This window comes from Prevotella sp. SGI.167, assembly GCF_050313615.1.
Lineage (GTDB): Bacteria > Bacteroidota > Bacteroidia > Bacteroidales > Bacteroidaceae > Prevotella.
Genome location: NZ_JBNPLT010000002.1, coordinates 77,216 through 100,781, shown reverse-complemented (window position 1 = coordinate 100,781; position 23,566 = coordinate 77,216). Strand labels below are relative to the sequence as shown.

Here is a 23,566-nt window from a genome sequence, read left to right as displayed (position 1 = left end):
AAAGAAAGGAATCGAATCGTGAAATTCAGTTTGAGAAATACTGCTATCTGGATGGTCGTGGGGCTGATAGGCTCTGCGGCTTTGCCGTCTATGGCCCGTAAGGTAAAAGTGAAACACGTGGCGCAGCAGGCGGTAGCGGTGAAGGACTCGCTCAGTCCTAACGACCGCAAGCGTTTTGAATACTTCTTCCTGGAGGCAGGAAGGCAACATGCAGCCAACAACTATTCTGCTGCGATGGACCTCTTTGAGCATGCCCGACAGATAGATCCGAATGCCGCAGAGACATACTTCTATCTCTCGATGTATCATTCTCAACTGAAGCAAGATTCTCTCGCCCTTCACTATATGGAGAAGGCAATACAGCTGGCTCCGGAAAACCAGACCTATGCCGAGAATCTTGCCCAGCATTATATCGGCAAGCAGCAGTATGACAAGGCGATAGATGCCTACGAAGACCTCTATGCCCGCAATCATGGCAATACAGATGCCCTGCATATCCTGGTGCAGCTGTATCAGCAGAAGAAGAACTTCCCGATGATGCTGAAGACCATTTCGCGTCTGGAAACCGAGGAGGGTGAGAGCGAGCAGTATACGCTTTCCAAGATGCGCATCTACGAAATGATGGACGACAAGAAGGCTGCCTATAAGGAATTGAAGTCGCTGGTAGATGCCCATCCGCTCGACATGGTTTACAAGACGATGCTGGGCAACTGGCTCATGCAGCATCACCGCCAGAAGGAAGCCTTCAAGATGTTTACGGATGTGCTGAAGGAGGAGCCGGAGAATTCCTATGCCCAGATGTCGCTCTACGACTATTACAAGGCAACCCAGCAGGAAGACCAGGCTCATCAGATGCTGGATAAAATACTGCTCAGTCCGAAGACGGATCTGGAAACCAAGGTGATGATGTTCCGTTCGTTTATCCAGGACAATGAGACCCATGGTGGCGATTCTACCCAGGTAGTGGCGCTCTTCGACAAGGTGCTCGATGTGCCGCAGCCATCGGCTGATGTGGCAGAAATGCGTGCTGCCTATATGAGTCTGAAGAAGATGCCGGACAGCATCATCGGCAAGGCTTACGAGAAGGTGCTTGCCATCGCACCGGATAATGTCAATGCCAGACTGCAGCTGGTGCAGCTGCTCTGGAATCAGAAAGATTATACATCGGTAATCGCCCAGAGCAAGGCGGCTCATGCGTATAATCCGGAAGAAATGGTGTTCTATTACTTCGGTGGAATGGCGCATTATCAGAAAAATGATGAGGATGCGGCGCTCCATGAATTCCGTCAGGGCGTGGCACAGGTAAGAGCCGATGCTTCTCCTGACCTGGTTTCTGATCTCTATGCCGTCATGGGCGACATCCTTTACAAGAAGAAGGACAAGCAGGCGGCTTATGCGGCTTACGACTCCTGTCTGCAATGGAAGGATGACAATGTGATGGCGCTGAACAACTATGCTTATTACATGAGTGAGGAAGGCATCGACCTGCATAAGGCAGAATCAATGAGCTATAAGACCGTGAAGGCGGAACCTAACAACGGCACTTATCTGGATACCTATGCATGGATCCTGTTCAAGGAAGAGCGTTATGCCGATGCCAAGACTTATATCGATGCTGCTCTCAAGAACAGCGATTCTACCGAGAATAACAGTACGATATTGGAACATGCCGGCGACATCTATGCCATGAACGGAATGATAGATGACGCCATGAAATACTGGAAGCAGGCGCTGGACGGCGATGGACAGAATGCTGTTCTGAAATGGAAAATAAACAATAGACAATATATTGCCGAGGATGAACTGCTGCGTCGTAACAGACCGGCAAAGAAGGAATCGGTAACGAAGAAAATCATTAAGAAAGGTAGAAAGAGATGAAAAAGAATAAATGGATGTTGATGGGTGCCGGAGCTGCCATGATGCTGATGGCTGCTTGCGGAACCAGCAGACAGGTACAGGGAACCGGCAAGGTTGATGCCGGCAAGCAGCAGACATCTGTCAAGGCAGACGAGCAGGGTGAAAGCTCCAGCCAGCGTGCTTTCCTGCAGATGGTTTCGGACAATCAGGTCTACGCCAAGGATATTGTGGGCAAGATGGATTTCACCATCCTGATGGGAGACAAGGAAGTGAGCGTTCCTGCCAAGTTGAGCATGCGCAAGGACCAGCTGGTGCGTATCCAGATCTTCATGCCTTTCCTGGGTAGTGAGTTGGGGCGTCTCGAGTTTGCTCCTGATTATGTGTTGATTCTGGACCGTTATCACAAGCAGTATGTCAAGGCAGACTATACGCAGGTGGATTTCCTGAAGAAGCAGGGCATCTCGTTCTATACCTTGCAGGCGTTGTTCTGGAATCAGCTGATTCTGCCGGGCGAAAAGGAGGTGACCAAGTCAAACCTCAAGAAGTTTGACGTCAACCTGAATGCTGCCGGCAACGAGGTTCCGGTAACCGTCAAGAATGGCTATATGACCTATGCCTGGAATACCAGCCGCGAGAACGGGCGCATCACATCGGCTGATGTCAACTATCAGAGCTCGCAGCATGGCACATCCCGTCTGCATGTAGACTACAGCAAGTTCAAGAGTGTGGGCGTGAAGATGTTTCCGGCAACCCAGGTGATGTCGTTTATGACTACTGCAACCCAGAAGAAGCAGGAAATGAAACTTATTCTCAATCTCAACGAGGTGAAGACAGATAGTAACTGGAGTACTCAGACCGAAATTTCAAAGAAATACAAGCAGGTTTCGCCTGAAGAAGCACTTCGCAAAATTATGAGTATCTGATGAAACGTATCCTATTATTAATGATGGCTCTGGTATTCTCGCTGGCTCCCTATGCCCAGAAACAGGTGCAGAAGAAGCGACCAGTGAGAAAGACCGCAGTGGCTGCCAAGCCTCAGAACAGAAAAAAAAGACCGGTAAGGCAGGCTGCCCCTACCAGGGCAGAACGCAAGGTGGCTACCTACAGCAATGCTTCTATCCGAGGATTGCAGGGACAGCGTGCGTCTATCCAGAAGAAAATCAAGGAGCAGGAACAGGCGCTCCGCAGGAATCAGGCGGATGTGAAGAAGCGACTGGAAGACCTGATGATATTGAACGGTGAGATAGACCAGAGTCAGAAGAAGATTGATGGCATCCAGAAGGATATTCATCATATCGACGGAAATATCGGTATCCTGCAGGCGCAGCTGAAAACCCTTCAGCAGCAGTTGCAGGACAGAAAGAACAAGTATATCCGTTCCATGCGCTATATGAGCCGTCATCATACTGTACAGGACAAGCTGATGTTCATCTTCAGTGCCAAGAATCTTACCCAGATGTATCGCCGACTTTCCTTCATCCGCCAGTATTCTTCCTATCAGAAGGTGCAGGGCGAGGCTGTAAAGGCAAAGCAGAAGCAGGTGAACGAGAAGCATGTGCAGCTGCAAAACGTAAAGGGACACAAGAACACCTTATTATATAAGGGCAAGCAGGAGAAGACTGCACTCGAAGGCAAGCAGATCCAACAGCAGGAAATGGTACACGGACTGCAGAAGCAGCAGAAGACCATTCAGGCTGTGATTGCCGACCAGCGTCAGAAGGATGCGGCAATCAATGCCCAGATTGACCGTTTGATTGCCCAGGAAGTAGCCAAGGCTCGTGCCCGTGCTGCTGCCGAGGCTAAGAAGAAGGCTGCTGCAGCTGCTGCCGCCAAGAAACGTGCTGAGGAATTGGCGCGTAAGAAGGCTGCTGCCGAGGCTGCTGCCAGGGAGAATGCACGTCGTATTGCTGAGGCGAAGGCTCGTGAAGCTGCTGCCGAGGCGGCAAGAAGAAAGGCTGCCGAAGAGGCAAGGCTGGCTGCTGAGGCTGCAAGAAAGGCTCAGGAAGAAGCGGCTGCTCAGGCTGAAGCGAAGGCTAAGGCCAAGGCGCAGGCTAAGGCGCGTGCTGCTGCCGAGGCTGCCCAGCGTGCTGCAGCAGAACAGGCTGCACGTCAGGCTGCTGCTGAACAGGCGGCAAGAAAGGCTGAAGCTGAACGAAGGGCTGCTGAGTTGAAGGCTAAGGCGGACGAGGAGCGCCAGGCTCGTGAGATTGCTGCTGCCAAGAAGGAGGCGCAGGAGGAGGCTACCTTGAGTTCGGTAGACCGTATGCTGAGTGGCGGATTCGAGGCAAACCGTGGTCGTCTCCCAATGCCTATCAGCGGCGGTTATCGCATCGTCAGCCATTTCGGACAGTATAATGTACAGGGCTTGAAGGGTGTTACCCTCGACAACAAGGGTATCAACATTCAGGGCAAACCGGGTTGTGTGGCTCGTAGCATCTACGATGGTGAGGTGAGTGCCGTCTTCGGTTATGGTGGCATGTGGAATGTACTGGTTCGTCATGGTGCCTACATCTCGGTATATTGTAACCTGAAATCGGTCAGCGTTCATAAGGGACAGAAGGTAAGTACCCGCCAGGCATTGGGTGCCGTGGGTTCTGACAACCTCCTCCAGTTCCAGCTTCGCAAGGAGACTGCCAAGCTCAATCCGGAGGCTTGGCTGAGCCGATAATGTATGAAATGGTGCAGCCGGTAGTGTTTTTACTGCCTGGTTGCTGTAGATGATAGAAATGAAACCTCCAATCGCTTGGTTTGATTGGAGGTTTTTTATTGCTTGCAAGAGAGATGGTTACTTGCAATTTACCTGATGACGTATCAAAAGCATTTTCTCATGTATTTTTTTATATCTTTTAGGCATTATTTGAGAGCTAAATCAATCGCGAGTTCAACAAGCAAGTGCCAAAAATACAGGAATTGTTGAAAATTGTAGGTTGTGAATAGGTATTCTTATTTGCAGCCGATTTGACTTCTTATGAAGAGCTGATTCGCTATTATTCTGTTCAGTTGAAGTTTGAAAAGACAGACGAATATCGTGTTGTTATTTCGATGTATGATTTTCCCAGTCAATTTATGAGTTAGAAGACTTACGAATTAGAGGAAAAAGAAAACAATTCTTAGAAGAATTTAATGAGTAATAGCCCCATCTTCGAGGTGATAGTCATGCAGTAAGCTTTCCCCTAGTGGTCCTATCCAACAATCTGGCGTAGACCTTTGATGGCTTGCCTCCTGCAAATCGCAGCGATTCCGAGCACTAAATGATTGTTATATGAGGGTGCGTCATGGTCTTATGACGCACCCTCTATTTCCAACCAAAATCTCTTTCCTAGTATTAATCATCATCAACTACTTGTAGTTTTCATCATTGTAAGTGATGATGTCCAGATCTTCTGCTATTTTCTTCAGCCCATTTTTGATTCTTCCACCTAAAGTCCATGACTTTGGCTTGGCGATAGGCGTTTCAACAGGAACTTCTCTTGAATCTTCGGTTGTAGAAGGATTGTCTTCCACTAAAACCTTAGCTGGCTCTTCTCCAGACTCATTTCCTGGCATTTCTTCTTGATGGACAATAGTAGCTTCCTTCTCTGTAGCATCTGGATTGATGTTATCTATAGATTCTGCTTCTTGCTTTTGCTCGGTTTTATTTGCTAGCGTCTGGAAGTTGTCTCTGATAGGATGATAGAGCTTGTCGATGATTCTCTGATAGTCTTCCTCATCCTTCAATACAGAAGAACTTTCAGGAATATCCTCGGCCAACTCATTGTTCAGACCAGTTGCCAGAATGGTGACTTTGGCATCCTCATCCAGACTGTCATCATCAGAAAGACCCCAAATCACCTTGATGTCAGGGTTCAGTTCATCAAAGAAGGCATCAATTTCTCTCATCTCCCTCACAAAGATAGGGTGCTTGCTGGAAGTGTAGATATTGAAAAGGATGCGCTGGGCATTACTGATATCGCTGCCATAGAGCAGAGGAGAGTCTAACGCATTCTTTATGGCACTTTGAACCCTTCCCTCACCACTGGCTCTACCCATGGCCATGATAGCACCGCCACCGCTCTTGATGGTAGTCTCGATGTCTCGGAAGTCAAGATTGATGGTTCCCTCCACAGTGATGAGTTCCGAGATACTTTTGGTGGCATCACTCAGTACCTTGTCTGCCAGTTTGAAGGCATCCTTTACGGTAATCTCGGAGTCGGCATAAACATCGCAGAGACGCTCGTTGTTGACGATAAGCAAGGCATCCACGTTCTTGCGCATTTCTTCTACACCCTGCAGAGCCTTGACAATTTTCTTTCTCTTCTCGAAGTAGAAAGGTATGGTGATGATGCCAACGGTAAGGATGCCCATCCCTTTTGCAATACCGGCAATGACAGGTGCGGCACCCGTACCCGTTCCACCACCCATTCCGGCAGTAACAAAAACCATCTTGGTTCCGTCGTCCAGCAGTTTCTTGATGTCTTCCTGGGTATTCTGAGCCTCACTTCTTCCCACTTCGGGATTTGCCCCTGCACCCAAACCACTCTTTCCGAGCATGATCTTTACCGGCACAGGCGACTTGGATAGTGATTGACTATCCGTATTGCAGACGGCGAAACTCACGTTTACTATACCCTCTGCATACATATTCTTAACGGCATTGCATCCGCCACCACCCACACCAATCACCTTGATGATGTTCTTGGTAGTATCTTCTGTCTGTCCGAAATCTATAGGAGTCCAATCTTCTTTCATCATTTCTATATTTCAATTTAGATGCAAAGATACATACAAAGAATCAGATTCCCTATGAAAAATCAAACGCAAGCCTTGCAGAAGAAGATTTTTTCTAGATGAGAAACGATTTTTCCCATTCTTTTTGTACTTTTGCAATCTGTATGCAAGAAGAAACAAGAAATATGACCCCAGAGGAGAAAGCCGCTCAGGTAAAGACGCTTTCCACCCAGCTTTTAGCAGAAGGTAGAACCGATCTTTTGTTAAAAGCCATCAGTGTGCCCGTATTGGAACAGCTCCGTATCGAGGCAGCAAGGGCAACCCTCAGTCCTCTGGTCATCACGGAAGATTACCGTTTCTTGCTCCCTGATTATGGAAACAGGGAAGTGCAGCTCAGTCCCATCCACAAGGCCCTCTATCTGCTCTTTCTGAATCACCCGGAAGGAATAGAGTTCAAGAACCTGGTGGATCATCGTGAGGAACTGTTTGCCCTCTACCGAAAAATCGGCAACAGAATCGATTCCGATAAAATCACAGAAACAGTGAATCGCCTGACGAACCCTCTTGATAATGCCATCAACGAGAAGTGTTCGCGCATCAAGGCAGCTTTCTCTGACCTGATGGACGAATACCAGGCCGACTATTATATCATCAATAGCCATGTCAAGCGCCACCAAGGCTCTTCCATGAAGCTCTGGTTCGAGAGGTTGAAGATAATCAATCTCCCAAGAGAACTTGTAGTCTATCAATAATGCTTCTCTTTCCGTTTATGACGATGTAAATACTATCATGTATATATCTCTCTCCGGCTTTTCTTTCCCCATTTGTGAATCGTTCTACTTTTCACATGGATGTTTTCATCTGTCGGTATAATATACCTTCTATATAGTTATTCCTATAAATAAGGTATGGCAAACTTCACCAGACAATATCCACCTCCAATGAGCCAGCAATAAAGAATGGCAGCCAAGAGGAAAGGCTTAATGCCAGCTTTCTTGAATTTGTCAAAGCTTGTTTCTGCTCCCAATGCTGCCATGGCCATGGTCAGGAGGAAGGTGTCCAGTTGGTTAATCCAATCTACTATGCTTTCCGAAAGCAAACCAAGAGAATTGAATCCAATCACTACCAGGAAGAGAATGGCAAACCATGGAATGCTGATTTTAGGCTTGTTGGTATCAGTATTTTCCAGATTATCTCTTTTGGCAACATCCCTTGCAACGGTCCATGCAATCACCAGTAATACCGGTACCAGCATCATCACCCTTATCATCTTCACAATGATGGCATTGTTGCTCACCTCGGCTCCCATGGCATTGGCTGCACCTACCACATGGGCTACTTCATGAACGGTGGAACCCGTAAAGAGTCCCATCATATCTGGTGATAGGTCAAAGATGCCAGCCCTGTAGAGAATAGGGTAGAGGAACATGGATAATGTTCCAAAGATGACTACGGTGGCTACGGCTACTGCCGTCTTGTAAGGCTTCGGACGAATGGCCCCATCCACACCCAATACTGCTGCAGCTCCACAGATGGCACTTCCGCAAGCGGTGAGCAGTGCGATGCTGCGGTCAATTTTCAGAAGTCTTCCCACCAGGATTCCCAAGCCGATGGTGCCGCATACGATGATGGCGTCCATTACGATGGCAGAGAAGCCCACAGCCATCACATCCTGGAAGGTGAGCTTGAAACCATAAAGGATGATGCCTGTGCGGAGGATTCGCTTGCTGCAAAACTTGATGCCCGGTACCCAGGTGTCGGGCAGGTTGTTACGTAAACTATTGGCATAGAGCATACCAATGATGATGCCCACCACCATGGGGCTAAACGAAAGAGCTTTCACCCAGTCCATGCCACCGATGTAGAAAGCTGCGCATGCGAAGAGTGCGATAAGCAATACGCCATGCAGCATACTGCTCCTTTGTTCTGATAATCTCATATTTTTCTTTTTTGTCGGTTATTCGCTTTTGAAAAGCGGGTGCAAAGGTACGAAAAATCATGAGATGTTGTATATACATAATAGCTATACGTTATAACCTTTAGTTATGAATTTCTTGAATGTCTGCTGGAGTTTAGCGGTCTCGCCTCTCTTCTCAACAAATAGAAATTCTCGTTCCATCTTCAGATTCTCAATTTCCAGAACCTTGAATACTTGTTCATAGATATTCCTGTAGATGGCTCTTATGCTGATGATACCCATGCTTAAGGAATGTTCCACGAAATGCTTGATGCCCTCTGTGGTTCCCAGATTCATCTCAATGTTCAGATCAGAAAGAGCAATGCCGTTTTCCTGCAGGGCTTTTTGGATGACATCCAAGGTTCCGGAACCTAATTCACGCAGTACAATCGGTGTCTGCCTGAGAAGGTCCAGAGAAATCTCCTCTTGCTGGGCTAGGGGATTGGAACAATGTACGAACGCCACCAGCTCATCTTTCATGAAAGGAGTGTATTTAAAGGTGGGCTGCCGCTTGATGCCTTCCACCATACCCAGATCTATCCTTCCTGCAGCAAGCGCATCCTCTATCTCATGAGAATTTCCGCTGAGCAGGGTAAGACGAATGTCGGGATATAGTTTCCTGAATTCAGCAATCAGTTCGGGGAGAACATATTGTGAGATGGTGGTACTGGCTCCGATGCGCAGTTCTCCACCAGATTTCTCTGTGAACTTCTTCATGTCGAAATCGAGATTCTGATAGGCATCGATAATCTTGCAGGCATGGTCAAGCATAAGTTGTCCGGCACGGGTGAGCTGGATGCGATTGCCGATTCTGTCGAACAGTTGCACCCCATATTCCTTTTCAAGCTCTTGTATGTGCTTGCTGATGGCAGGCTGACTGATGAACAGTTCGTTGGCAGCCTTAGTGAAACTCAGGAGTGTAGCCACACTTCTGAAAACTTTCAGTCTTGTATCTATCATTGTATGTTCCTTTGTTATTTCAAAAATCCTCGTCAATATGATGCCGAGTGCAGCAAATCTTCTGCAAAGATAACAAAATTCTAGAAATCACTCGCTGGTTTCGCCTAAAAATAGTAACTTTGCATCCAACAAAAAGAAACCAAAGACATTATGTACATTAAGAATATCCATTTGGCCTATTTTAGTGCTACTTTCTCCACCAAACGTATCGTTCGTGAGATAGCATCCCAGTTTCAGAAGCCTGTCATTGAGTATGACATTACCTCAGACGTGCTGAAGGATGATGTCTCGCTGGGAAGTGATGGCGATCTGCTGATAGTGGGCGTACCTTCCTATGCTGGTAGAGTCCCGGAAATGGCAGTTCGTTCATTGAGACGTTTTCTGGGAAACAATACCCCAGCCTTCATCGTATCAGTCTATGGTAACAGAGCCTACGATGATACGCTCATAGAGATGATACGCTCATAGAGCTGAAGGACCTGGTGGAATCCCATGGCTTCAAGTTACTTTCTGCGGCTGCTGTCATAGCCCAGCATTCCATATTTCCCAAGATAGCAGAAGGAAGACCTAATGCGGATGATATGGAGCAACTCCATGATTTTGCTTCAAAGAGTAGGGAACTTCTACTCCAGATACCAAAGATGTCAGCAGTCAGCCGACTGATGGTAAAGGGAAATCGCCCTTATCGTGATACCAAGCCTATTCCTCTGCATCCAGAAGGGAGTAGGGGAAAATGTACATCCTGCCATGCTTGTGTGAAAATGTGCCCTGTCGGAGCCATCACTATGGGGGAACCCTACAAGACCAACGAAAAGAAATGCATCTCTTGCGGACGCTGTGTCGTGGTCTGTCCTGAGCATGCCCGACTTTTCGGTGGCCTGTTGTATAAGACTGTCAGCTGGAAATTCGAGAAAGCGTATTCGGAACCTAAGCAGCCTGAATTTTTCTATGTGAATGTTTAAAGAATAAGACAGCTATGAGTAGATACAAGACTATCGTCTTCGATGTAGGAAGTGTATTGGTGAACTGGATGCGCATGAACCTTTATACCACTCTGTTCCATGGTGACAGGGAGAAGGCTAAATGGATAATCGATCATGTGGTCACCAATGAATGGAATGATCAGACAGACTTGGGTAAGCCTATAGATGAATGTCTCTTTGATTTAAAATAGGCTTATCCCAAGTATGCTCCTTACATCGTTGCCTACTGGTACTGTTACAAAGATATGGATGGTGGTGAAATCCCTGGCATCTCTGAGATCATGTGTGAACTGAAGCAAAGAAGATATCGTCTATACTGTCTTACCAACTGGTCTCATGAGACTTTTCCAATTGTCAAGAAGGTACATGCCCGCCTTTTCGACATGTTTGATGGGATTGTAGTAAGTGGGGAAAAGAAGATGGTGAAACCGAATCCGGAGATTTATCAGCTATTATTAAATCGCTATCACCTCCAGGCTTCGGAGAGCATTTTCATTGATGATAGGCCAGCGAATGTAGAAGGAGCCAATCATGTGGGTATTCATGGCATCCTTTTCAAGGGAAGCTTGGACTTGAAGCTGCAATTAGGTGCTTGCCTTTGATTTGATAACTATGATAATGGCTAGCAGGAGAGTAATACCTATCAAGGCACAGCTGGTATCCTGTATGGTAGAAGAACGGTCACCCACATTGATTTGTATGTCAAATAGTTCGGGTGCAATGTAGATGCTCTTGCTTTCTGTCTCTGTTGTCTGGAAGCGTTTGAGCTTGGCATGCTTGTACACGGCATATACAGCATCCACCATCTGCTGCCGTTCCTCACATGAATACAGGGCAAGCTGCTTGTTGTGATTGATGGTCTTTCTAAGCCCGGTAATTGTCTGTATGGAGCGTATAGCGTCCTCATCAAAGTAAATCTCTGCTGCATTGCCTAGGGAAACCAGAAGTCTCATAGGTAATTGATCCACTACCTCCTCAAAAGTTTCCAAAGTCTGGGCGTAACCAAATCTCAGCATGGATTCTTCTCAATAGGGTGTACTGCAAACATTCTGTTTACCATAAGACGCCTTATAATAAAAGTGGGAGTGAAAGCAAGTGCCCGAAAGAGGATGAAGAAATCTTGCTGCTGCAATCCAGTTGCCTAGCCAATTGGGAATCCCATTTTGGTGAGAATTGTATCATACACCGAAAGGGAGCAACAAGTGCCCGAGAAGGTGAAGTTGGTATCATACCTGGTTCACAAAGAACGAGTTCATATATCGTGGAAGACCTTGGCAATCCTCTTAGTTTCATGAGCTGCTCCCATGGAGCTGGCCGTATCATGAGCCGAACTGAAGCTGTAAAGACACTCAATTTAGCGGAGGAAATCCATAAGCTGGACCACTAGTATCCCGTTAAAACGAGACGATTATTAAATAAGTTATTAATACTCAAAAGTTTACGGACTTTTTGTAGTGTACTCAGTATTGTAGTCAGAACGAATGTCTCTTTCAGATGCTGGCTCCATCCAAGAGTTCCCGGTATTTAGCTACAGCATCCGAAATCTCGCTTATTTTGATAAATTCATCGGCTGAATGGGAACGGGAGGACTCGCCAGGACCCAGTTTGAACGAAGGGAAGTGCATCAGAGCCTGGTCGCTCAAGGTAGGACTGCCGAATGGCTTCATGCCCATGGCTACACATTTCCTGATAAGAGGATGTGCCGGGTCGATGCGGGATGACTTCAAACGGAAACTGTGAGCCTTTACCTCGCTCTTCAGGTGCTGGCAGATAAACTTGTAAACCTCCTCGTTGTCGTAAAACTCGTTGGTGCGGATATCCACAAGCATCGTACACTTATCCGGAATCACATTGTGCTGGGTTCCGGCATTCACTACTGTAAGCGTCATCTTGGTAGGTCCCAGGAACTCGCTTACCTTCTCAAACTTATAGTCACGAATCCATCGCATATCATCCAATGCCTCGTAGATAGCGTTTACTCCCTCGTTGCGGGCAGCATGACCGCTCTTTCCGTGAGCAATCACATCCAGCACCATCAGTCCCTTTTCGGCAACAGCCGGGTTCATGCCGGTAGGTTCACCTACGATGGCAAGGTCGATATGCGGAAGCAAAGGCAGGGCACGGGTAATGCCATCCTTTCCCGACACCTCTTCTTCGGCGGATGCCAGATAGATAAGATTATACTGCTGAGGCTTTGCGGTCAGCATTCTGAATATCTGGAGGAGCGAACAGAGTCCGCCGCCGCAATCGTTGCTGCCCAAGCCGTAAAGTACACCCTCTTCTACATCCGGTGAAAACGGGTTGTGTGTCCATGAAGCCACAGGCTTCACGGTATCGATGTGAGCGTTGAGCAGTAGGGTAGGTCGGCTCTCATCGTAATGAGGGTCGATAATCCAGATGTTGTTCGCCTCACGATGAGGTTCGAAACCATATTTGCGGATGGTCTGCTCCATGATGTCGGCAGCATCCTTCTCGTTTCTGCTTACCGATGGGGTGGCGATGAGCTTTTTCAGCAAATCCACGGCATCGCTTACATATTCTTCTTGTAGCATCATAATCTCTCTATTTTTTGATTTTGGGGCAAAGATACGAAAAAAAGAGCAGATAAAGTGGAAAAAATATCTTTTTATTTTGTGTTCTTAACAAATTCTATTATCTTTGCATCAGAATATAAATATAAGCTTATGCAAATTAATAGTCATCTTTCGGTACTGATTCACGACCTAGCTAAGAAATGGGGAGATAAGCCAGCGCTTACCTTCAGAAAGTTTGGTAGTGACCAGTGGCAAACGGTTTCATTTAATCTCTTCTCGCTAAGAGTGAAACAAGTGAGCAATGCCCTCCTGAATCTTGGGGCTAAACCTCTTGACAAAATCGCTGTCTTCTCGCAGAACTGTGTGCATTATCTGTACACCGACTTCGGTGCGTACGGTATCAGAGTTACCTCTGTGCCTTTCTATGCCAACAGCAGCGAGCAGCAGATTCAATATATGATTAATGATGCGCAGATTCGCTTCCTCTTTGTAGGCGAACAGGAGCAGTATGACAAGGCTCATCGTATCTTTGCCCTCTGTCCATCTCTGGAACGTATCATCATCTTCGATTCAAGCGTGCGCATCAGTACCCACGATCCTGCTGCTCTCTATTTCAAGGACTTCCTGAAGCTGGGAGAGAATCTCCCTCGTCAGACGGAGGTAGAGGAACTCTACAAGCAGGCAAGTATGGATGACTTGGCTAATATTCTCTATACCAGTGGAACAACTGGAGATAGCAAGGGCGTGATGCTGACCTATAGCCAGTATTATGCTGCTTTGAAGGCAAACGATGAGTGCATTCCTGTTACCGACAAGGACCGTGTCATCGATTTCCTTCCATTCACCCATATCTTTGAACGTGGATGGGCATATCTCTGCTTGAGCGAAGGTGCCGAACTCATCATCAATACTTATCCTCATGAAATTCAGGAGAGTATGCGAGAGATGCATCCTACCTGTATGTGTAGTGTGCCACGTTTCTGGGAGAAGGTTTATATCGCTGTAAAGGCTAAGATGGATGATGCCGGTTCTGTCCAGAAGAAGCTCTTCTATCATGCCTTGGCGGTAGGTAAGAAACGTAACATCGAGTATATTGCCAACTGCATGCGTCCTCCTTTGGCTCTGGAGTTGGAATATAGAATTATCAACAAGACTGTCCTGAGCATGGTTCGCAAGCAGTTGGGCCTGGAAAAACCGAATATCTTCCCTACAGCGGGTGCTTACGTGAGTCCGGAAGTAGAGGAGTTTGTACATGCCATCGGTATCAATATGGTGGTGGGATATGGTTTGACCGAGAGCCTTGCCACCGTATCTTGTGATCATTCTGACAAGAAACGCAGTCTGGGTTCGGTGGGTCGTCCAATCTCCTGCATTCAGGTAAAGATAGGTGAGGATAATGAGGTGCTTCTCAAGGGCCCTACCATCACTCCGGGATATTATCATCGTGATACCACCAATGCGAAGGCATTCGACAAGGATGGATTCTTCCATACCGGTGATGCCGGCTACTTGAAGGATGGCGAGCTTTTTCTCACCGAGCGTATCAAGGACCTGTTCAAGACATCGAATGGTAAGTATATCGCTCCTCAGCAGGTAGAATCGTTGCTCCTGGTAGATAAGTTCATCGACCAGGTTGCCGTTATCGCCGACCAGCGCAAGTTCGTATCAGCCCTCGTTGTGCCTGAGTTCCGCCTCGTGGAGGACTGGGCGCGTGAGCATCACATCGCCTTCACTTGCCGTGAGGACCTGTGTGCCAACGAGAAGGTGCAGAAGATGCTGATGGACCGCATCAAGATTCTTCAGCAGCACCTGGCTTATTATGAGCAGATTAAGCGTATCACCCTCCTGGCTCACCACTTCTCTATGGAGTCGGGCGAGCTGACCAACACCTTGAAGATTCGCCGCCCTATCATCAATAAAAACTACAAGGCGGAGATTGACAAGATGTATGAGGAGTAATGGTTTTACTTTGAACTTTATGATAACTCTTTATGATGATGACTCTTATCATATAGTTGGAGGGGATAAAGATGAAGTTCAAAGTAAACATAAAATTCAAAGTTCAAAATTCAAAGTTCAAAGTTAATGATTACAGCTGACCAGTTGAAAGATGTGATGGACAGAGCTGACGCTCTGCATCGCTATCTCAATATAGACCAGAAGAAAGTAGAATTTGAAGAGGAGCAGCTCCGCACTCAGGCTCCTGACTTTTGGGAAGACCCGAAGTATGCTCAGGAGCAGATGAAGAAGGTGAAAGGTATCCAGAAGTGGCTCGACGGTTATAAGACTGTACGTCTTTATGCCGACGAGTTGAAGCTGGCGTTCGACTTCTATAAAGATGAAATGGTAACCGAGGAAGAGGTGGATGCCGATTATGCCAAGGCGATCAAAGCCATCGAAGACCTGGAGTTGAAGAACATGCTTCGCCAGAAGGAAGATCCGATGGACTGCGTACTCAAGATCAATTCCGGTGCCGGTGGTACCGAGAGCCAGGACTGGGCGCAGATGCTGATGCGTATGTATATGCGCTGGGCTGAGGCTCATGGCTATAAGGTAACCATCACCGATATGCAGGAAGGCGATGAGGCTGGTATCAAGAGCGTTACCATGACCATCGAGGGCGGCGAGTACGCTTATGGCTATCTGAAGAGCGAGAATGGTGTGCACCGACTGGTGCGTGTTTCTCCTTTCAATGCCCAGGGCAAGCGAATGACCAGTTTCGCCAGTGTCTTCGTAACTCCGTTGGTAGATGATACCATCGAGGTATATGTCGACCCAGCCAAGCTCTCCTGGGATACCTTCCGTTCGAGTGGTGCCGGTGGTCAGAATGTGAATAAGGTTGAATCCGGTGTCCGTCTGCGTTATTGGTATACAGATCCAGATACAGGCGAGGAAGAGGAAATCCTCATCGAGAACACCGAAACCCGTGACCAGCCAAAGAACCGCGCCAAAGCCCTGTTGCTCTTGAAGAGTCAACTCTACGACCGCGCCATGAAGAAGCGTCTGGAAGCTAAGGCAAAGATTGAGGCCGGCAAGAAGAAGATAGAGTGGGGAAGCCAGATTAGAAGTTATGTCTTCGACGACCGTCGTGTGAAAGATCATCGTACCAACTATCAGACATCGGATGTTGATGGCGTGATGGATGGTAAGATAGATGATTTCATCAAGGCATATCTGATGGAGTTCCCTACGAATGATGAAGAACAATAATAACCTAAAAATATATAACTATGGGTGGAAATAAAGATTTAAGAAGAGCTAAGCATGAAGCTTACCAGAAGAAACAGGCTGCAAAAGCAGACAAAGTAGTGAAATGGATTTTTGGAGGATTGATCATCTTGGGTATCCTCTGCATGATTTATACAATGTGGCTTTCAGCTTAAAGTTAAAGGTATAAGAAAATGAGTGGATTGGAAATAGAAAGAAAATTCCTCGTTAAGAAGGGCGACGCTTATAAAAGCGCCGCCTTTTCTTCTAGTCATATTCAGCAGGGGTATATTCCGGCTGAAGGGGCTACGGTGCGAGTTCGCACGAGAGACGAGAAGGCTTATCTCACGATTAAAGGTAAGTCGGTAAACGGTGGTATGACCCGTTATGAATTTGAAAAGGAAATAACCATGGACGAGGCGCAGCATCTTCTGCAACTCTGTCAGGGGGGAGTCATCGATAAGCGCCGCTATCTTGTCAGGAGTGGAGACCATACCTTCGAAGTAGATGAATTCTACGGTGATAATGATGGTTTGGTGATGGCAGAAGTGGAACTGGGAAGTGAGACGGAAGAATATGAGAAGCCTGCCTTCATCGGTTTGGAGGTAACAGGCGATAAACGCTTCTACAATTCTCATCTTCTTGGAAATCCTTTCTCGAAATGGCGTGATACTTTGCCGGAAGAATATCGTTAGAAAAGCATTTTAAAGCCTTTTTCTCTTGAAAATGTACGAAAAGTTGCATAAATATTACTAATTTTATACTTTTGCTTTCAAATGTTGCATATATCTCGGAATTATTTTATAATTTTGCAGTCAATAATATGAAACGTTAAGAAATTAGTAAGAGAAAGACAAGAAAATGGCAGAATCAAATAGAGGAAGTTTTGGTAGCAAGATAGGAATGATACTTGCTACAGCTGGTGGCGCCGTAGGTTTAGGTAACGTATGGCGCTTCCCTTATATGGCTGGTCAGGAAGGTGGCGCAGCCTTTATCCTGGTTTACATAGGAAGTGTTCTTCTGTTGGGCATACCATGTATGATTTCAGAGTTTATTATCGGTCGTCATGGTGCCTCCAATACGGCACGTGCCTATACCAAGCTTGCCAATGGTACGGCTTGGAAGTGGGTGGGCTATCTGGAAGTGCTCACGGGGTTCCTGATTACCGGTTACTATGCGGTGGTTTCGGGATGGTGCTTGCAGTATGTTTATGCCAGCATCATGGGCGAACTGCATGGCGACCCTACTTTTGTGGCAAATTACTTCAAGGAGTTTTCTGCCGATCCAATTCGTCCGGTGATGTGGACGGTGGCAATCTTCCTGATTTGTCACTTTGTGATTATCCATGGTGTCCGTGGAGGTATCGAGAAGGCATCCAAGGTAATGATGCCGCTTCTGTTTATCCTGCTTCTTATTATCGTGGTGGCATCCTGTCTGTTGCCGGATGCCGGAAAGGGAATAGAATTCCTGTTGAAGCCTGATTTCGGAAAAGTGGATAGGAATGTATTCCTCAATGCCTTGGGACAGTCATTCTATTCCATGAGCATCGGTATGGGTTGCATCTGTACCTATGCATCTTATTTCAGTCGTCAGACCAATCTCCTGAAATCTGCAATTCAGATTTCTGCCATCGACTTGATGGTGGCTGTTCTTGCAGGATTGATGATTTTCCCTGCAGCATTCTCTGTAGGAATATCACCGGATAGTGGTCCTTCGCTTATCTTCATCACCCTGCCAAATGTCTTTAACGAGGCGTTTGCATCAATGCCGGTATTGGGATGGATTATCTCCTTGATGTTCTATGTACTTCTTTCTGTGGCAGCATTGACATCCCTGATGTCGCTTCACGAGGTGAATACTTCTTTCTTCTATGAGGAGTTGAAGATTGACAGAAAGAAGGGTGCTATGATTGTTACGGTATCTTGTGCCATCATTGGTGCATTCTGTTCGCTTTCTTTGGGGGCTACAGATAAGTTGTCGTTCTGTGGCAAGACCTTATTCGAATGGTTCGACTTCGTAACGGGTCAGCTGTTCCTGCCTACAGCAGGTCTCCTTACCTGTCTGTTCTTGGGATGGTATGTGCCGAAGAAGGTGGTGCAGGATGAATTCACCAACTGGGGAACCCTGAAGGGAAAGGTTTTCAATGTCTACCTTTTCCTGATCAAGTTTGTGTGTCCAATCCTTATCTTCCTGGTATTCCTGAATCAGTTCGGAGTATTGGGATAAGCTATATATATAATAAGGTGTAGTATGTCGTGTTTTATCAGTAAGCATTGAATACTCACCATTAAACATTAAAAACAATGGAGACTAGAGGAAATTTCGGAAGTAAATTGGGCGTCATTCTTGCTACAGCCGGCTCAGCTGTCGGTTTGGGTAATGTTTGGCGTTTTCCTTATATGGCAGGTCAGAATGGAGGTGCCGCCTTCATCCTTATCTATCTGGTTTGTATCATCCTGTTGGGTTTGCCTGGCATGATGAGCGAGTTTATTATTGGTCGCCATTCGGCTTCCAATGCAGCGCGGGCTTATAGTAATTTGGGTAAGAACAAGGCTTGGGGAACCGTAGGCTTGATGGGCGTCATCACCTCCATGATTATCCTTGGCTTCTATGCCGTGGTGGCAGGCTGGTGTCTGCAATATCTCTATGCCAGCATCATGGGTGGTGTGCATGGCGATCCGGAGTATGTGAAGACCTACTTCCAGACGTTTGCTTCCGATCCTATTCGTCCTACCTTATGGGCTGTAGGTTTCATCCTGCTTACTCATGCAGTGGTGGTAAGAGGTGTTCGCAATGGTATCGAGAAAGCTTCCAAGATATTGATGCCGCTGCTTTTCGTGCTGCTGGTTGTCATCGTAATAGCTTCCTGTTCTTTGCCAGGAGCAATGAAGGGCGTGCAGTTCCTGTTTCATCCTGATTTCTCAAAGGTTGATGAGAACGTATTGCTCGAAGCCTTGGGGCAGGCTTTCTTCTCTTTGAGTTTGGGTACGGCTTGTCTGTGTACATACGCATCTTACTTCAGCCGCCAGACCAATCTCTTGAAATCGGCAAGTCAGATAGTTGTTATCGACACACTTATTGCAGTATTGGCAGGCTTGATGATATTCCCGGCAGCCTTTTCGGTAGGTGTGCAGCCTGATAGTGGTCCGTCACTCATCTTTATCACCTTGCCTAATGTGTTCCAGCAGGCATTTGGCGATATGCCAGTGGTGAGCTACATCATTTCAGTATTGTTCTATGCATTGTTGGTATTGGCAGCTTTGACCTCTACGATTTCCATGCACGAGATTGGTACGGCGATGATTTATGAGGAACGCAAGATTACCCGTGCCAAGGGTGCGTGGATAGAGACCATTACCTGCAGCATCATTGCCGTATTCTGTTCTCTTTCTCAGGGAGCAGTTCCTGGATTGGGATTCTTTGGTAAGGATTTCCTTACGAATTGTGACAATTTCACGGCGCAGCTGTTGATGCCGCTTGCTTCGATTGTCACCTGTCTGTTCCTGGGTTGGTATGTACCGAAGAAGATAGTGCGTGATGAGTTTACGAATTGGGGCACGGTGAGCGGTAAGTTGTTCCCCGTCTTCCTCTTCATGATTCGTTTCGTCAGTCCAATCTGCATTCTGCTCATCTTCTTGCATCAGTTTGGTGTTATCTGATACCTATTATATATAAAGCCAAATGCGCTATCAGGCATAGTGCATTTGGCTTTTTCTTCTTTAGAAAGAGACATATAGTTTTAAGGTGAGATGTTCCGTTAAAAAGAGATATAAGGCGTAAGTCTTTCTATTTCGGCTGGTGGAAAATCCTTTAATAGTTTCAGCTCTTCCAGACTTTTTATCGGACCTCTCTGTCGGCGGTAGTCACAGATTTCCTTGGCTTGATAGAAGTTGAGATATGGATGTTGGCGGAGCTGGTTGAGGTTGAGCTTGTTGATGTCAAGCTTATGGATATGGTTGGCATCTATGTGGATAAACGCCAAGGCAGATTCTGGAATGCCTTCTATTTCGTTCAACTGTTCGGCAGCAGCGAATCCACCTAGACGGTCTCTGTATCTTATAATCATTTTGGCATAATAACTGCCAATTCCCGGTATCTTCTGCAGTTCGGTAGTATCGGCTGTATTTATATTAATGTGTTGTCCTGGGTTCAGCTTGTGTGGATAACTGTATACTTTTTCGTTTTCCGGTGTTGTAGAACGGGTGGTTGCAGTTATATCAGGTCTGTTGTATCGTTTCTGCTGACGGTATGGCTCGTTTCTGTAAAAATCGGAAGCAGGCTTGTAGTCATCTGCTATTCTTATGAATGGTGCCAAGGCCTCGTATTGTCTTTTCGTCATACCATAGACACGTGCAAAATCGGAAGGTCTACTATATACACCTCCTTTGGCACGGTAATGAAGAATGCTTCTTATTTGCCAAGCTTGCAGACCAAGACGTTTGAATTGGACAGAATCTGCCGTGTTCGGATCGAATGGAAAAGCCTCTTTGATTTGATATCCTTCTTTATAATATACAGGATTCTGACTAGTGGCATGTTCTGTCCGGTAAGTTTGAATAGAGTCGTTGTCTTTCTGGGCTGTTTCTGATGGTTCCCTATTGAAAAGAAAAATGAGTCCCATTAAAACAGTCATAGCTATTATGATCGCCAGTAAGGCATCGCGATCATTCCGTTGCAGGTAAAATATGTCTCTTAATATCATACACCATTCTGTTGGTTTATATAGGTCGGGATTACTGGACTCGAACCAGCGACCTCATCGTCCCGAACGACGTGCGCTACCAACTGCGCTAAATCCCGATGCCGATTTACTGTTTTTTACAGAATGACGATGCAAAGGTACATGAAAATTGGGACAAAACAAAATAAAAATGCATTTTTTTTCACTTTTGGGAAAGATTTTCTTGAAAAAATTTGTTGGAACCAAAAAAAATGTGTACCTTTGCACCCGCAAATGAGAAATCGTTTGTTATTCATAGTTGGTGCCATAGCTCAGTTGGTAGAGCAAAGGACTGAAAATCCTTGTGTCCCCGGTTCGATTCCTGGTGGTACCACTTCTATTGAAGCTGAATCTTCGTAACAAGATTCAGCTTTTTTTTTGTTAATTTCCTAATCTATGATAACGTTTTCGTATAAAAGTTGTCATGATTGTTTTGTATGTCAGCGATAATCCTTTATCTTTGCATTAAATCTATAAAACAAAGTAAATACTATAATTATTTTATTGAAATGGAAAAAGCTTACTTGTTATCACATGTACAACAATTATTATCAGCATTGTGATGTCTATGGCATCTGTGCTACGTCGGGTTCAAATATTTTCATGGAGTCTAACTACTTCGAGGCAGTGAAGCGCCCAATCATGAGTTCTCTGCAGGGAACAGATATCAAAGGCTCGAAGGGGACTTTCTCTGGTGAAAATGGAGGTATGATCAAGTCATACGGCAATGTCTTTGTTGATAAGCCAAGTGGCTTCAGTTATATTACTTACGCTGACAATCCTGCAAGCTTCGATGCTTATTAGGTAGCCAAGCTTTCTGATCAGCTTCCTGCAAGCGTTAAGACTTTGGTGGGAGGAACCTGTTATAATAACTTTGATACCAACCCAGACGTGATGTATTCTCATACAGCAGATAATGCAGTTGACGTTCCTTCCATTATAGAAGCCTTTTATGGGGCTGGTCGCTTGAATCATGGCGACATTCATTTCGACATTCCTAATGAAACGGTTGTTACCAGTGGACATCAGCAGCCATTACCTGCTTTAGCAAATATACTGGATTCATACGAGTCGGGTGTTGTGAAAGTAATGGGTGTGGAATGAATTATGGACTGATATATATTACAAAACGGACAAAACCAGACATATTCTGGTTTCTTGTCCGTTTTTTGTTGTCTTTTGGCAATTTTCTGTCTTGTACTTTTGATTGTATTTGATACTTTTGCAACCACAACCAAATGTTAGATCAAAGAATAACCTGATTAAACAACTAGGCAAATCTGTAACCGATCTCTCCAAGGCTTTCACCGGTGTTGATCTCAATACCCTTCTTGCTGTGATGGACAAGGTGAGCGATGGTGCCTGGGATATCTGGTTTGGTGATGAAAATGGCGAAACTGAGTTTACGGTTACTGCCGACCTCAATACCATGACCTGGAAGTATGAATAAAAATCAGCTATCTTTGCAATATCTGATGCGTAAATACGTTCTTTCGATACAGCAAAGATAGTTATAAACCAAAAGAACAATGAAGAATATTTTAGGAAAAGCCATATTGCTGGCTTCAGCACTCTTGTTTTCTATCACGGGCACGAGTTGCAGCAATGATGATAATGCCACTCCCGAAAAGGAGAAGACATACGATATGAGTGGCTTCGCCAAGGGAGCCGATGTTTCCTGGCTCACAGAGATGGAGAAGGATGGTGTGAAATTCTATAATCAGAATGGCAAGGCTACAGAATGCATGAAGCTCCTTCGCGAAGAGGGAACCAATTCCATCCGTCTGCGTGTCTGGGTAAATCCGGAAGGTGGCTGGTGTGGCAAGGATGATGTCATCGCCAAGGCTTGGCGAGCTCAGCAGCTCGGCTTCCGTCTGATGATTGACTTCCACTATTCTGATACCTGGGCTGACCCGGCTCACCAGACAGTTCCTGCTGCATGGCAGGGCTATACTGCCGAACAAATGAAACAGGCTGTGGCTGTTCATACCAAGGATGTATTGACAGCCCTGAAGGATAAAGGTGTAACCAACGTAGAGTGGGTACAGGTGGGTAATGAAACCCGTGACGGTATGCTCTGGAATGACGCTGAAGGCGAAGATGCCAAGGCTGTTACTGGTCGTGTTTCTGAGAATGCAGCCAACTTTGCTGCTTATGTTAACGCCGGATATGATGCCGTAAAGGCGGTTTATCCACAAGCTAAAGTAATCGTGCACGTGGATGAGGGTAATAACCTCGGCCGTTATACCTGGCTCTTTGGTGAATTGAAGAAGAATGGTGGAAAATGGGATGTCATCGGTATGTCACTTTATCCAGAAGATAACAATTGGCAGGATTTAACTACCAATTGTCTGAATAATATTAAGACTTTATCAGAACAGTACAACTGCAATGTCATCATCTCTGAAATCGGTATGTGGTGGGGCTCTGACCAGGCTGCGCCAATGATGAAGAAGATGGTGGATGGCTGCAAGGCAATCTCTATCTGCGAGGGTATCTTCTATTGGGAACCAGAAGTTTACAACAACTGGAAGCCAGCCAACTATACCACTCTGGGTTGGTCTGCATATACCAAGGGAGCGTTCGACAACAGCGGCAAACCAACTGCCGTATTCGATTCATATAAATAAGAATATTAAAT

25 protein-coding genes and 2 tRNA genes are annotated in these 23,566 nt (G+C 46.1%); 20 read left to right on the top strand and 7 right to left on the bottom strand.

Annotation, left to right across the window (positions count from 1 at the left end):
* The first annotated feature begins 18 nt into the window (after positions 1-18).
* From ACQRBJ_RS01915 to ACQRBJ_RS01905, 3 genes are read left to right on the top strand one after another with little or no spacing between them, the layout of a single operon-like run.
* A complete protein-coding gene (locus ACQRBJ_RS01915) occupies positions 19-1,878 on the top strand; it encodes a tetratricopeptide repeat protein (protein WP_445302724.1) in 1,860 nt (619 codons plus the stop codon).
* Positions 1,875-2,780 (top strand): DUF4292 domain-containing protein, encoded by a 906-nt coding sequence (locus ACQRBJ_RS01910; protein ID WP_445302723.1) that lies wholly within the window; start codon positions 1,875-1,877, stop codon positions 2,778-2,780. Before ACQRBJ_RS01915 ends, ACQRBJ_RS01910 begins: the two co-directional genes overlap by 4 nt.
* Positions 2,780-4,525: a murein hydrolase activator EnvC family protein gene (locus ACQRBJ_RS01905; protein WP_445302722.1), complete on the top strand. Its 1,746-nt coding sequence runs from the start codon at positions 2,780-2,782 to the stop codon at positions 4,523-4,525. Before ACQRBJ_RS01910 ends, ACQRBJ_RS01905 begins: the two co-directional genes overlap by 1 nt.
* 671 nt (positions 4,526-5,196) lie before the next feature.
* Here the strand turns inward: ACQRBJ_RS01905 and ftsZ are convergent.
* Positions 5,197-6,588 carry a cell division protein FtsZ gene (gene ftsZ, locus ACQRBJ_RS01900; RefSeq protein WP_295347482.1) on the bottom strand — a complete coding sequence of 464 codons (1,392 nt, stop codon included), beginning with the start codon at positions 6,586-6,588 and terminating at the stop codon, positions 5,197-5,199.
* 161 nt (positions 6,589-6,749) lie between these two features.
* On the opposite strand from ftsZ, the gene ACQRBJ_RS01895 reads away from it, so the two are divergent.
* Positions 6,750-7,316 carry a hypothetical protein gene (locus ACQRBJ_RS01895; protein ID WP_441932765.1) on the top strand — a complete coding sequence of 189 codons (567 nt, stop codon included), beginning with the start codon at positions 6,750-6,752 and terminating at the stop codon, positions 7,314-7,316.
* Positions 7,317-7,459: 143 nt separating this feature from the next.
* Here ACQRBJ_RS01895 and ACQRBJ_RS01890 read toward each other — a convergent pair whose 3' ends face one another.
* Both ACQRBJ_RS01890 and ACQRBJ_RS01885 read right to left on the bottom strand, forming a co-directional pair.
* Positions 7,460-8,503, bottom strand: a complete 1,044-nt coding sequence (locus ACQRBJ_RS01890) for a YeiH family protein (protein WP_295347484.1) — start codon at positions 8,501-8,503, stop codon at positions 7,460-7,462.
* 84 nt (positions 8,504-8,587) lie between these two features.
* A complete protein-coding gene (locus ACQRBJ_RS01885; RefSeq protein ID WP_445302721.1) occupies positions 8,588-9,481 on the bottom strand; it encodes a LysR substrate-binding domain-containing protein in 894 nt (297 codons plus the stop codon).
* Between the two features lie 150 nt (positions 9,482-9,631).
* Here ACQRBJ_RS01885 and ACQRBJ_RS01880 point away from each other — a divergent pair, with 150 nt between their 5' ends.
* From ACQRBJ_RS01880 to ACQRBJ_RS01865, 4 genes are read left to right on the top strand one after another with little or no spacing between them, the layout of a single operon-like run.
* Entirely contained in the window at positions 9,632-9,949 is a 318-nt protein-coding gene (locus ACQRBJ_RS01880; RefSeq protein WP_295347488.1) for a hypothetical protein, read from the top strand.
* A 14-nt stretch (positions 9,950-9,963) separates the two neighbouring features.
* The gene (locus ACQRBJ_RS01875; RefSeq protein WP_445302720.1) at positions 9,964-10,443 is read left to right on the top strand and encodes a 4Fe-4S binding protein; all 480 of its coding nucleotides are present in this window, start codon (positions 9,964-9,966) and stop codon (positions 10,441-10,443) included.
* A gap of 14 nt (positions 10,444-10,457) precedes the next feature.
* Positions 10,458-10,655, top strand: coding sequence for a hypothetical protein (locus tag ACQRBJ_RS01870; protein ID WP_294967439.1), 198 nt, complete (start codon positions 10,458-10,460; stop codon positions 10,653-10,655).
* Between the two features lie 54 nt (positions 10,656-10,709).
* Entirely contained in the window at positions 10,710-11,066 is a 357-nt protein-coding gene (locus tag ACQRBJ_RS01865; RefSeq protein WP_441932766.1) for an HAD family hydrolase, read from the top strand.
* Here ACQRBJ_RS01865 and ACQRBJ_RS01860 read toward each other — a convergent pair.
* Complete coding sequence (locus ACQRBJ_RS01860) at positions 11,049-11,480, bottom strand: hypothetical protein (protein WP_445302719.1); 432 nt, start codon at positions 11,478-11,480, stop codon at positions 11,049-11,051. The genes ACQRBJ_RS01865 and ACQRBJ_RS01860 overlap by 18 nt on opposite strands.
* A gap of 17 nt (positions 11,481-11,497) precedes the next feature.
* Between ACQRBJ_RS01860 and ACQRBJ_RS01855 the strand changes: the two genes are divergently transcribed.
* Positions 11,498-11,851, top strand: coding sequence for an RtcB family protein (locus tag ACQRBJ_RS01855; RefSeq protein ID WP_294967445.1), 354 nt, complete (start codon positions 11,498-11,500; stop codon positions 11,849-11,851).
* 103 nt (positions 11,852-11,954) lie between these two features.
* Here ACQRBJ_RS01855 and ACQRBJ_RS01850 read toward each other — a convergent pair whose 3' ends face one another.
* Positions 11,955-13,019, bottom strand: coding sequence for a M20 family metallo-hydrolase (locus tag ACQRBJ_RS01850; protein WP_294967447.1), 1,065 nt, complete (start codon positions 13,017-13,019; stop codon positions 11,955-11,957).
* A gap of 129 nt (positions 13,020-13,148) precedes the next feature.
* On the opposite strand from ACQRBJ_RS01850, the gene ACQRBJ_RS01845 reads away from it, so the two are divergent.
* From ACQRBJ_RS01845 to ACQRBJ_RS01820, 6 genes are all read left to right on the top strand, one after another.
* The gene (locus ACQRBJ_RS01845; RefSeq protein WP_294967449.1) at positions 13,149-14,957 is read left to right on the top strand and encodes an AMP-dependent synthetase/ligase; all 1,809 of its coding nucleotides are present in this window, start codon (positions 13,149-13,151) and stop codon (positions 14,955-14,957) included.
* Positions 14,958-15,083: 126 nt separating this feature from the next.
* The gene (prfB, locus tag ACQRBJ_RS01840; protein WP_264950925.1) at positions 15,084-16,208 is read left to right on the top strand and encodes a peptide chain release factor 2; all 1,125 of its coding nucleotides are present in this window, start codon (positions 15,084-15,086) and stop codon (positions 16,206-16,208) included.
* Positions 16,209-16,228: 20 nt separating this feature from the next.
* On the top strand, positions 16,229-16,381 hold the full coding sequence (locus tag ACQRBJ_RS01835; protein WP_287595224.1) for a hypothetical protein: 153 nt from the start codon (positions 16,229-16,231) through the stop codon (positions 16,379-16,381).
* Between the two features lie 18 nt (positions 16,382-16,399).
* Positions 16,400-16,900 (top strand): CYTH domain-containing protein, encoded by a 501-nt coding sequence (locus ACQRBJ_RS01830; protein WP_445302718.1) that lies wholly within the window; start codon positions 16,400-16,402, stop codon positions 16,898-16,900.
* Positions 16,901-17,066: 166 nt separating this feature from the next.
* Positions 17,067-18,431 (top strand): sodium-dependent transporter, encoded by a 1,365-nt coding sequence (locus ACQRBJ_RS01825; protein ID WP_294967456.1) that lies wholly within the window; start codon positions 17,067-17,069, stop codon positions 18,429-18,431.
* Between the two features lie 77 nt (positions 18,432-18,508).
* Entirely contained in the window at positions 18,509-19,864 is a 1,356-nt protein-coding gene (locus tag ACQRBJ_RS01820) for a sodium-dependent transporter (protein ID WP_294967458.1), read from the top strand.
* Between the two features lie 98 nt (positions 19,865-19,962).
* Here ACQRBJ_RS01820 and ACQRBJ_RS01815 read toward each other — a convergent pair whose 3' ends face one another.
* The gene (locus ACQRBJ_RS01815) at positions 19,963-20,838 is read right to left on the bottom strand and encodes a helix-hairpin-helix domain-containing protein (protein ID WP_295347500.1); all 876 of its coding nucleotides are present in this window, start codon (positions 20,836-20,838) and stop codon (positions 19,963-19,965) included.
* A gap of 94 nt (positions 20,839-20,932) precedes the next feature.
* Positions 20,933-21,005: transfer RNA gene (locus ACQRBJ_RS01810), tRNA-Pro, on the bottom strand.
* Positions 21,006-21,186: 181 nt separating this feature from the next.
* Between ACQRBJ_RS01810 and ACQRBJ_RS01805 the strand changes: the two genes are divergently transcribed.
* From ACQRBJ_RS01805 to ACQRBJ_RS01785, 5 genes are all read left to right on the top strand, one after another.
* Positions 21,187-21,259, top strand: a tRNA-Phe gene (locus tag ACQRBJ_RS01805).
* 200 nt (positions 21,260-21,459) lie between these two features.
* The gene (locus tag ACQRBJ_RS01800; RefSeq protein WP_445302717.1) at positions 21,460-21,729 is read left to right on the top strand and encodes a hypothetical protein; all 270 of its coding nucleotides are present in this window, start codon (positions 21,460-21,462) and stop codon (positions 21,727-21,729) included.
* Positions 21,730-21,771: 42 nt separating this feature from the next.
* The gene (locus tag ACQRBJ_RS01795) at positions 21,772-22,029 is read left to right on the top strand and encodes a hypothetical protein (RefSeq protein WP_445302716.1); all 258 of its coding nucleotides are present in this window, start codon (positions 21,772-21,774) and stop codon (positions 22,027-22,029) included.
* 118 nt (positions 22,030-22,147) lie between these two features.
* Positions 22,148-22,375: a hypothetical protein gene (locus ACQRBJ_RS01790; protein ID WP_445302715.1), complete on the top strand. Its 228-nt coding sequence runs from the start codon at positions 22,148-22,150 to the stop codon at positions 22,373-22,375.
* 79 nt (positions 22,376-22,454) lie between these two features.
* Positions 22,455-23,555 carry a glycoside hydrolase family 53 protein gene (locus ACQRBJ_RS01785; protein ID WP_445302714.1) on the top strand — a complete coding sequence of 367 codons (1,101 nt, stop codon included), beginning with the start codon at positions 22,455-22,457 and terminating at the stop codon, positions 23,553-23,555.
* Positions 23,556-23,566 lie beyond the last annotated feature (11 nt).

Coding starts and splice junctions, on each gene's coding strand:
- ACQRBJ_RS01910 (WP_445302723.1), top strand. CDS start 1,875: ATGAAAAAGAATAAATGGATGTTGATGGGTGCCGGAGCTGCCATGATG.
- ACQRBJ_RS01905 (WP_445302722.1), top strand. CDS start 2,780: ATGAAACGTATCCTATTATTAATGATGGCTCTGGTATTCTCGCTGGCT.
- ftsZ (WP_295347482.1), bottom strand. CDS start 6,588: ATGATGAAAGAAGATTGGACTCCTATAGATTTCGGACAGACAGAAGAT.
- ACQRBJ_RS01895 (WP_441932765.1), top strand. CDS start 6,750: ATGACCCCAGAGGAGAAAGCCGCTCAGGTAAAGACGCTTTCCACCCAG.
- ACQRBJ_RS01890 (WP_295347484.1), bottom strand. CDS start 8,503: ATGAGATTATCAGAACAAAGGAGCAGTATGCTGCATGGCGTATTGCTT.
- ACQRBJ_RS01885 (WP_445302721.1), bottom strand. CDS start 9,481: ATGATAGATACAAGACTGAAAGTTTTCAGAAGTGTGGCTACACTCCTG.
- ACQRBJ_RS01880 (WP_295347488.1), top strand. CDS start 9,632: ATGTACATTAAGAATATCCATTTGGCCTATTTTAGTGCTACTTTCTCC.
- ACQRBJ_RS01870 (WP_294967439.1), top strand. CDS start 10,458: ATGAGTAGATACAAGACTATCGTCTTCGATGTAGGAAGTGTATTGGTG.
- ACQRBJ_RS01865 (WP_441932766.1), top strand. CDS start 10,710: ATGGATGGTGGTGAAATCCCTGGCATCTCTGAGATCATGTGTGAACTG.
- ACQRBJ_RS01860 (WP_445302719.1), bottom strand. CDS start 11,480: ATGCTGAGATTTGGTTACGCCCAGACTTTGGAAACTTTTGAGGAGGTA.
- ACQRBJ_RS01850 (WP_294967447.1), bottom strand. CDS start 13,019: ATGATGCTACAAGAAGAATATGTAAGCGATGCCGTGGATTTGCTGAAA.
- ACQRBJ_RS01845 (WP_294967449.1), top strand. CDS start 13,149: ATGCAAATTAATAGTCATCTTTCGGTACTGATTCACGACCTAGCTAAG.
- prfB (WP_264950925.1), top strand. CDS start 15,084: ATGATTACAGCTGACCAGTTGAAAGATGTGATGGACAGAGCTGACGCT.
- ACQRBJ_RS01835 (WP_287595224.1), top strand. CDS start 16,229: ATGGGTGGAAATAAAGATTTAAGAAGAGCTAAGCATGAAGCTTACCAG.
- ACQRBJ_RS01830 (WP_445302718.1), top strand. CDS start 16,400: ATGAGTGGATTGGAAATAGAAAGAAAATTCCTCGTTAAGAAGGGCGAC.
- ACQRBJ_RS01825 (WP_294967456.1), top strand. CDS start 17,067: ATGGCAGAATCAAATAGAGGAAGTTTTGGTAGCAAGATAGGAATGATA.
- ACQRBJ_RS01820 (WP_294967458.1), top strand. CDS start 18,509: ATGGAGACTAGAGGAAATTTCGGAAGTAAATTGGGCGTCATTCTTGCT.
- ACQRBJ_RS01815 (WP_295347500.1), bottom strand. CDS start 20,838: ATGACTGTTTTAATGGGACTCATTTTTCTTTTCAATAGGGAACCATCA.
- ACQRBJ_RS01800 (WP_445302717.1), top strand. CDS start 21,460: ATGTACAACAATTATTATCAGCATTGTGATGTCTATGGCATCTGTGCT.
- ACQRBJ_RS01785 (WP_445302714.1), top strand. CDS start 22,455: ATGAAGAATATTTTAGGAAAAGCCATATTGCTGGCTTCAGCACTCTTG.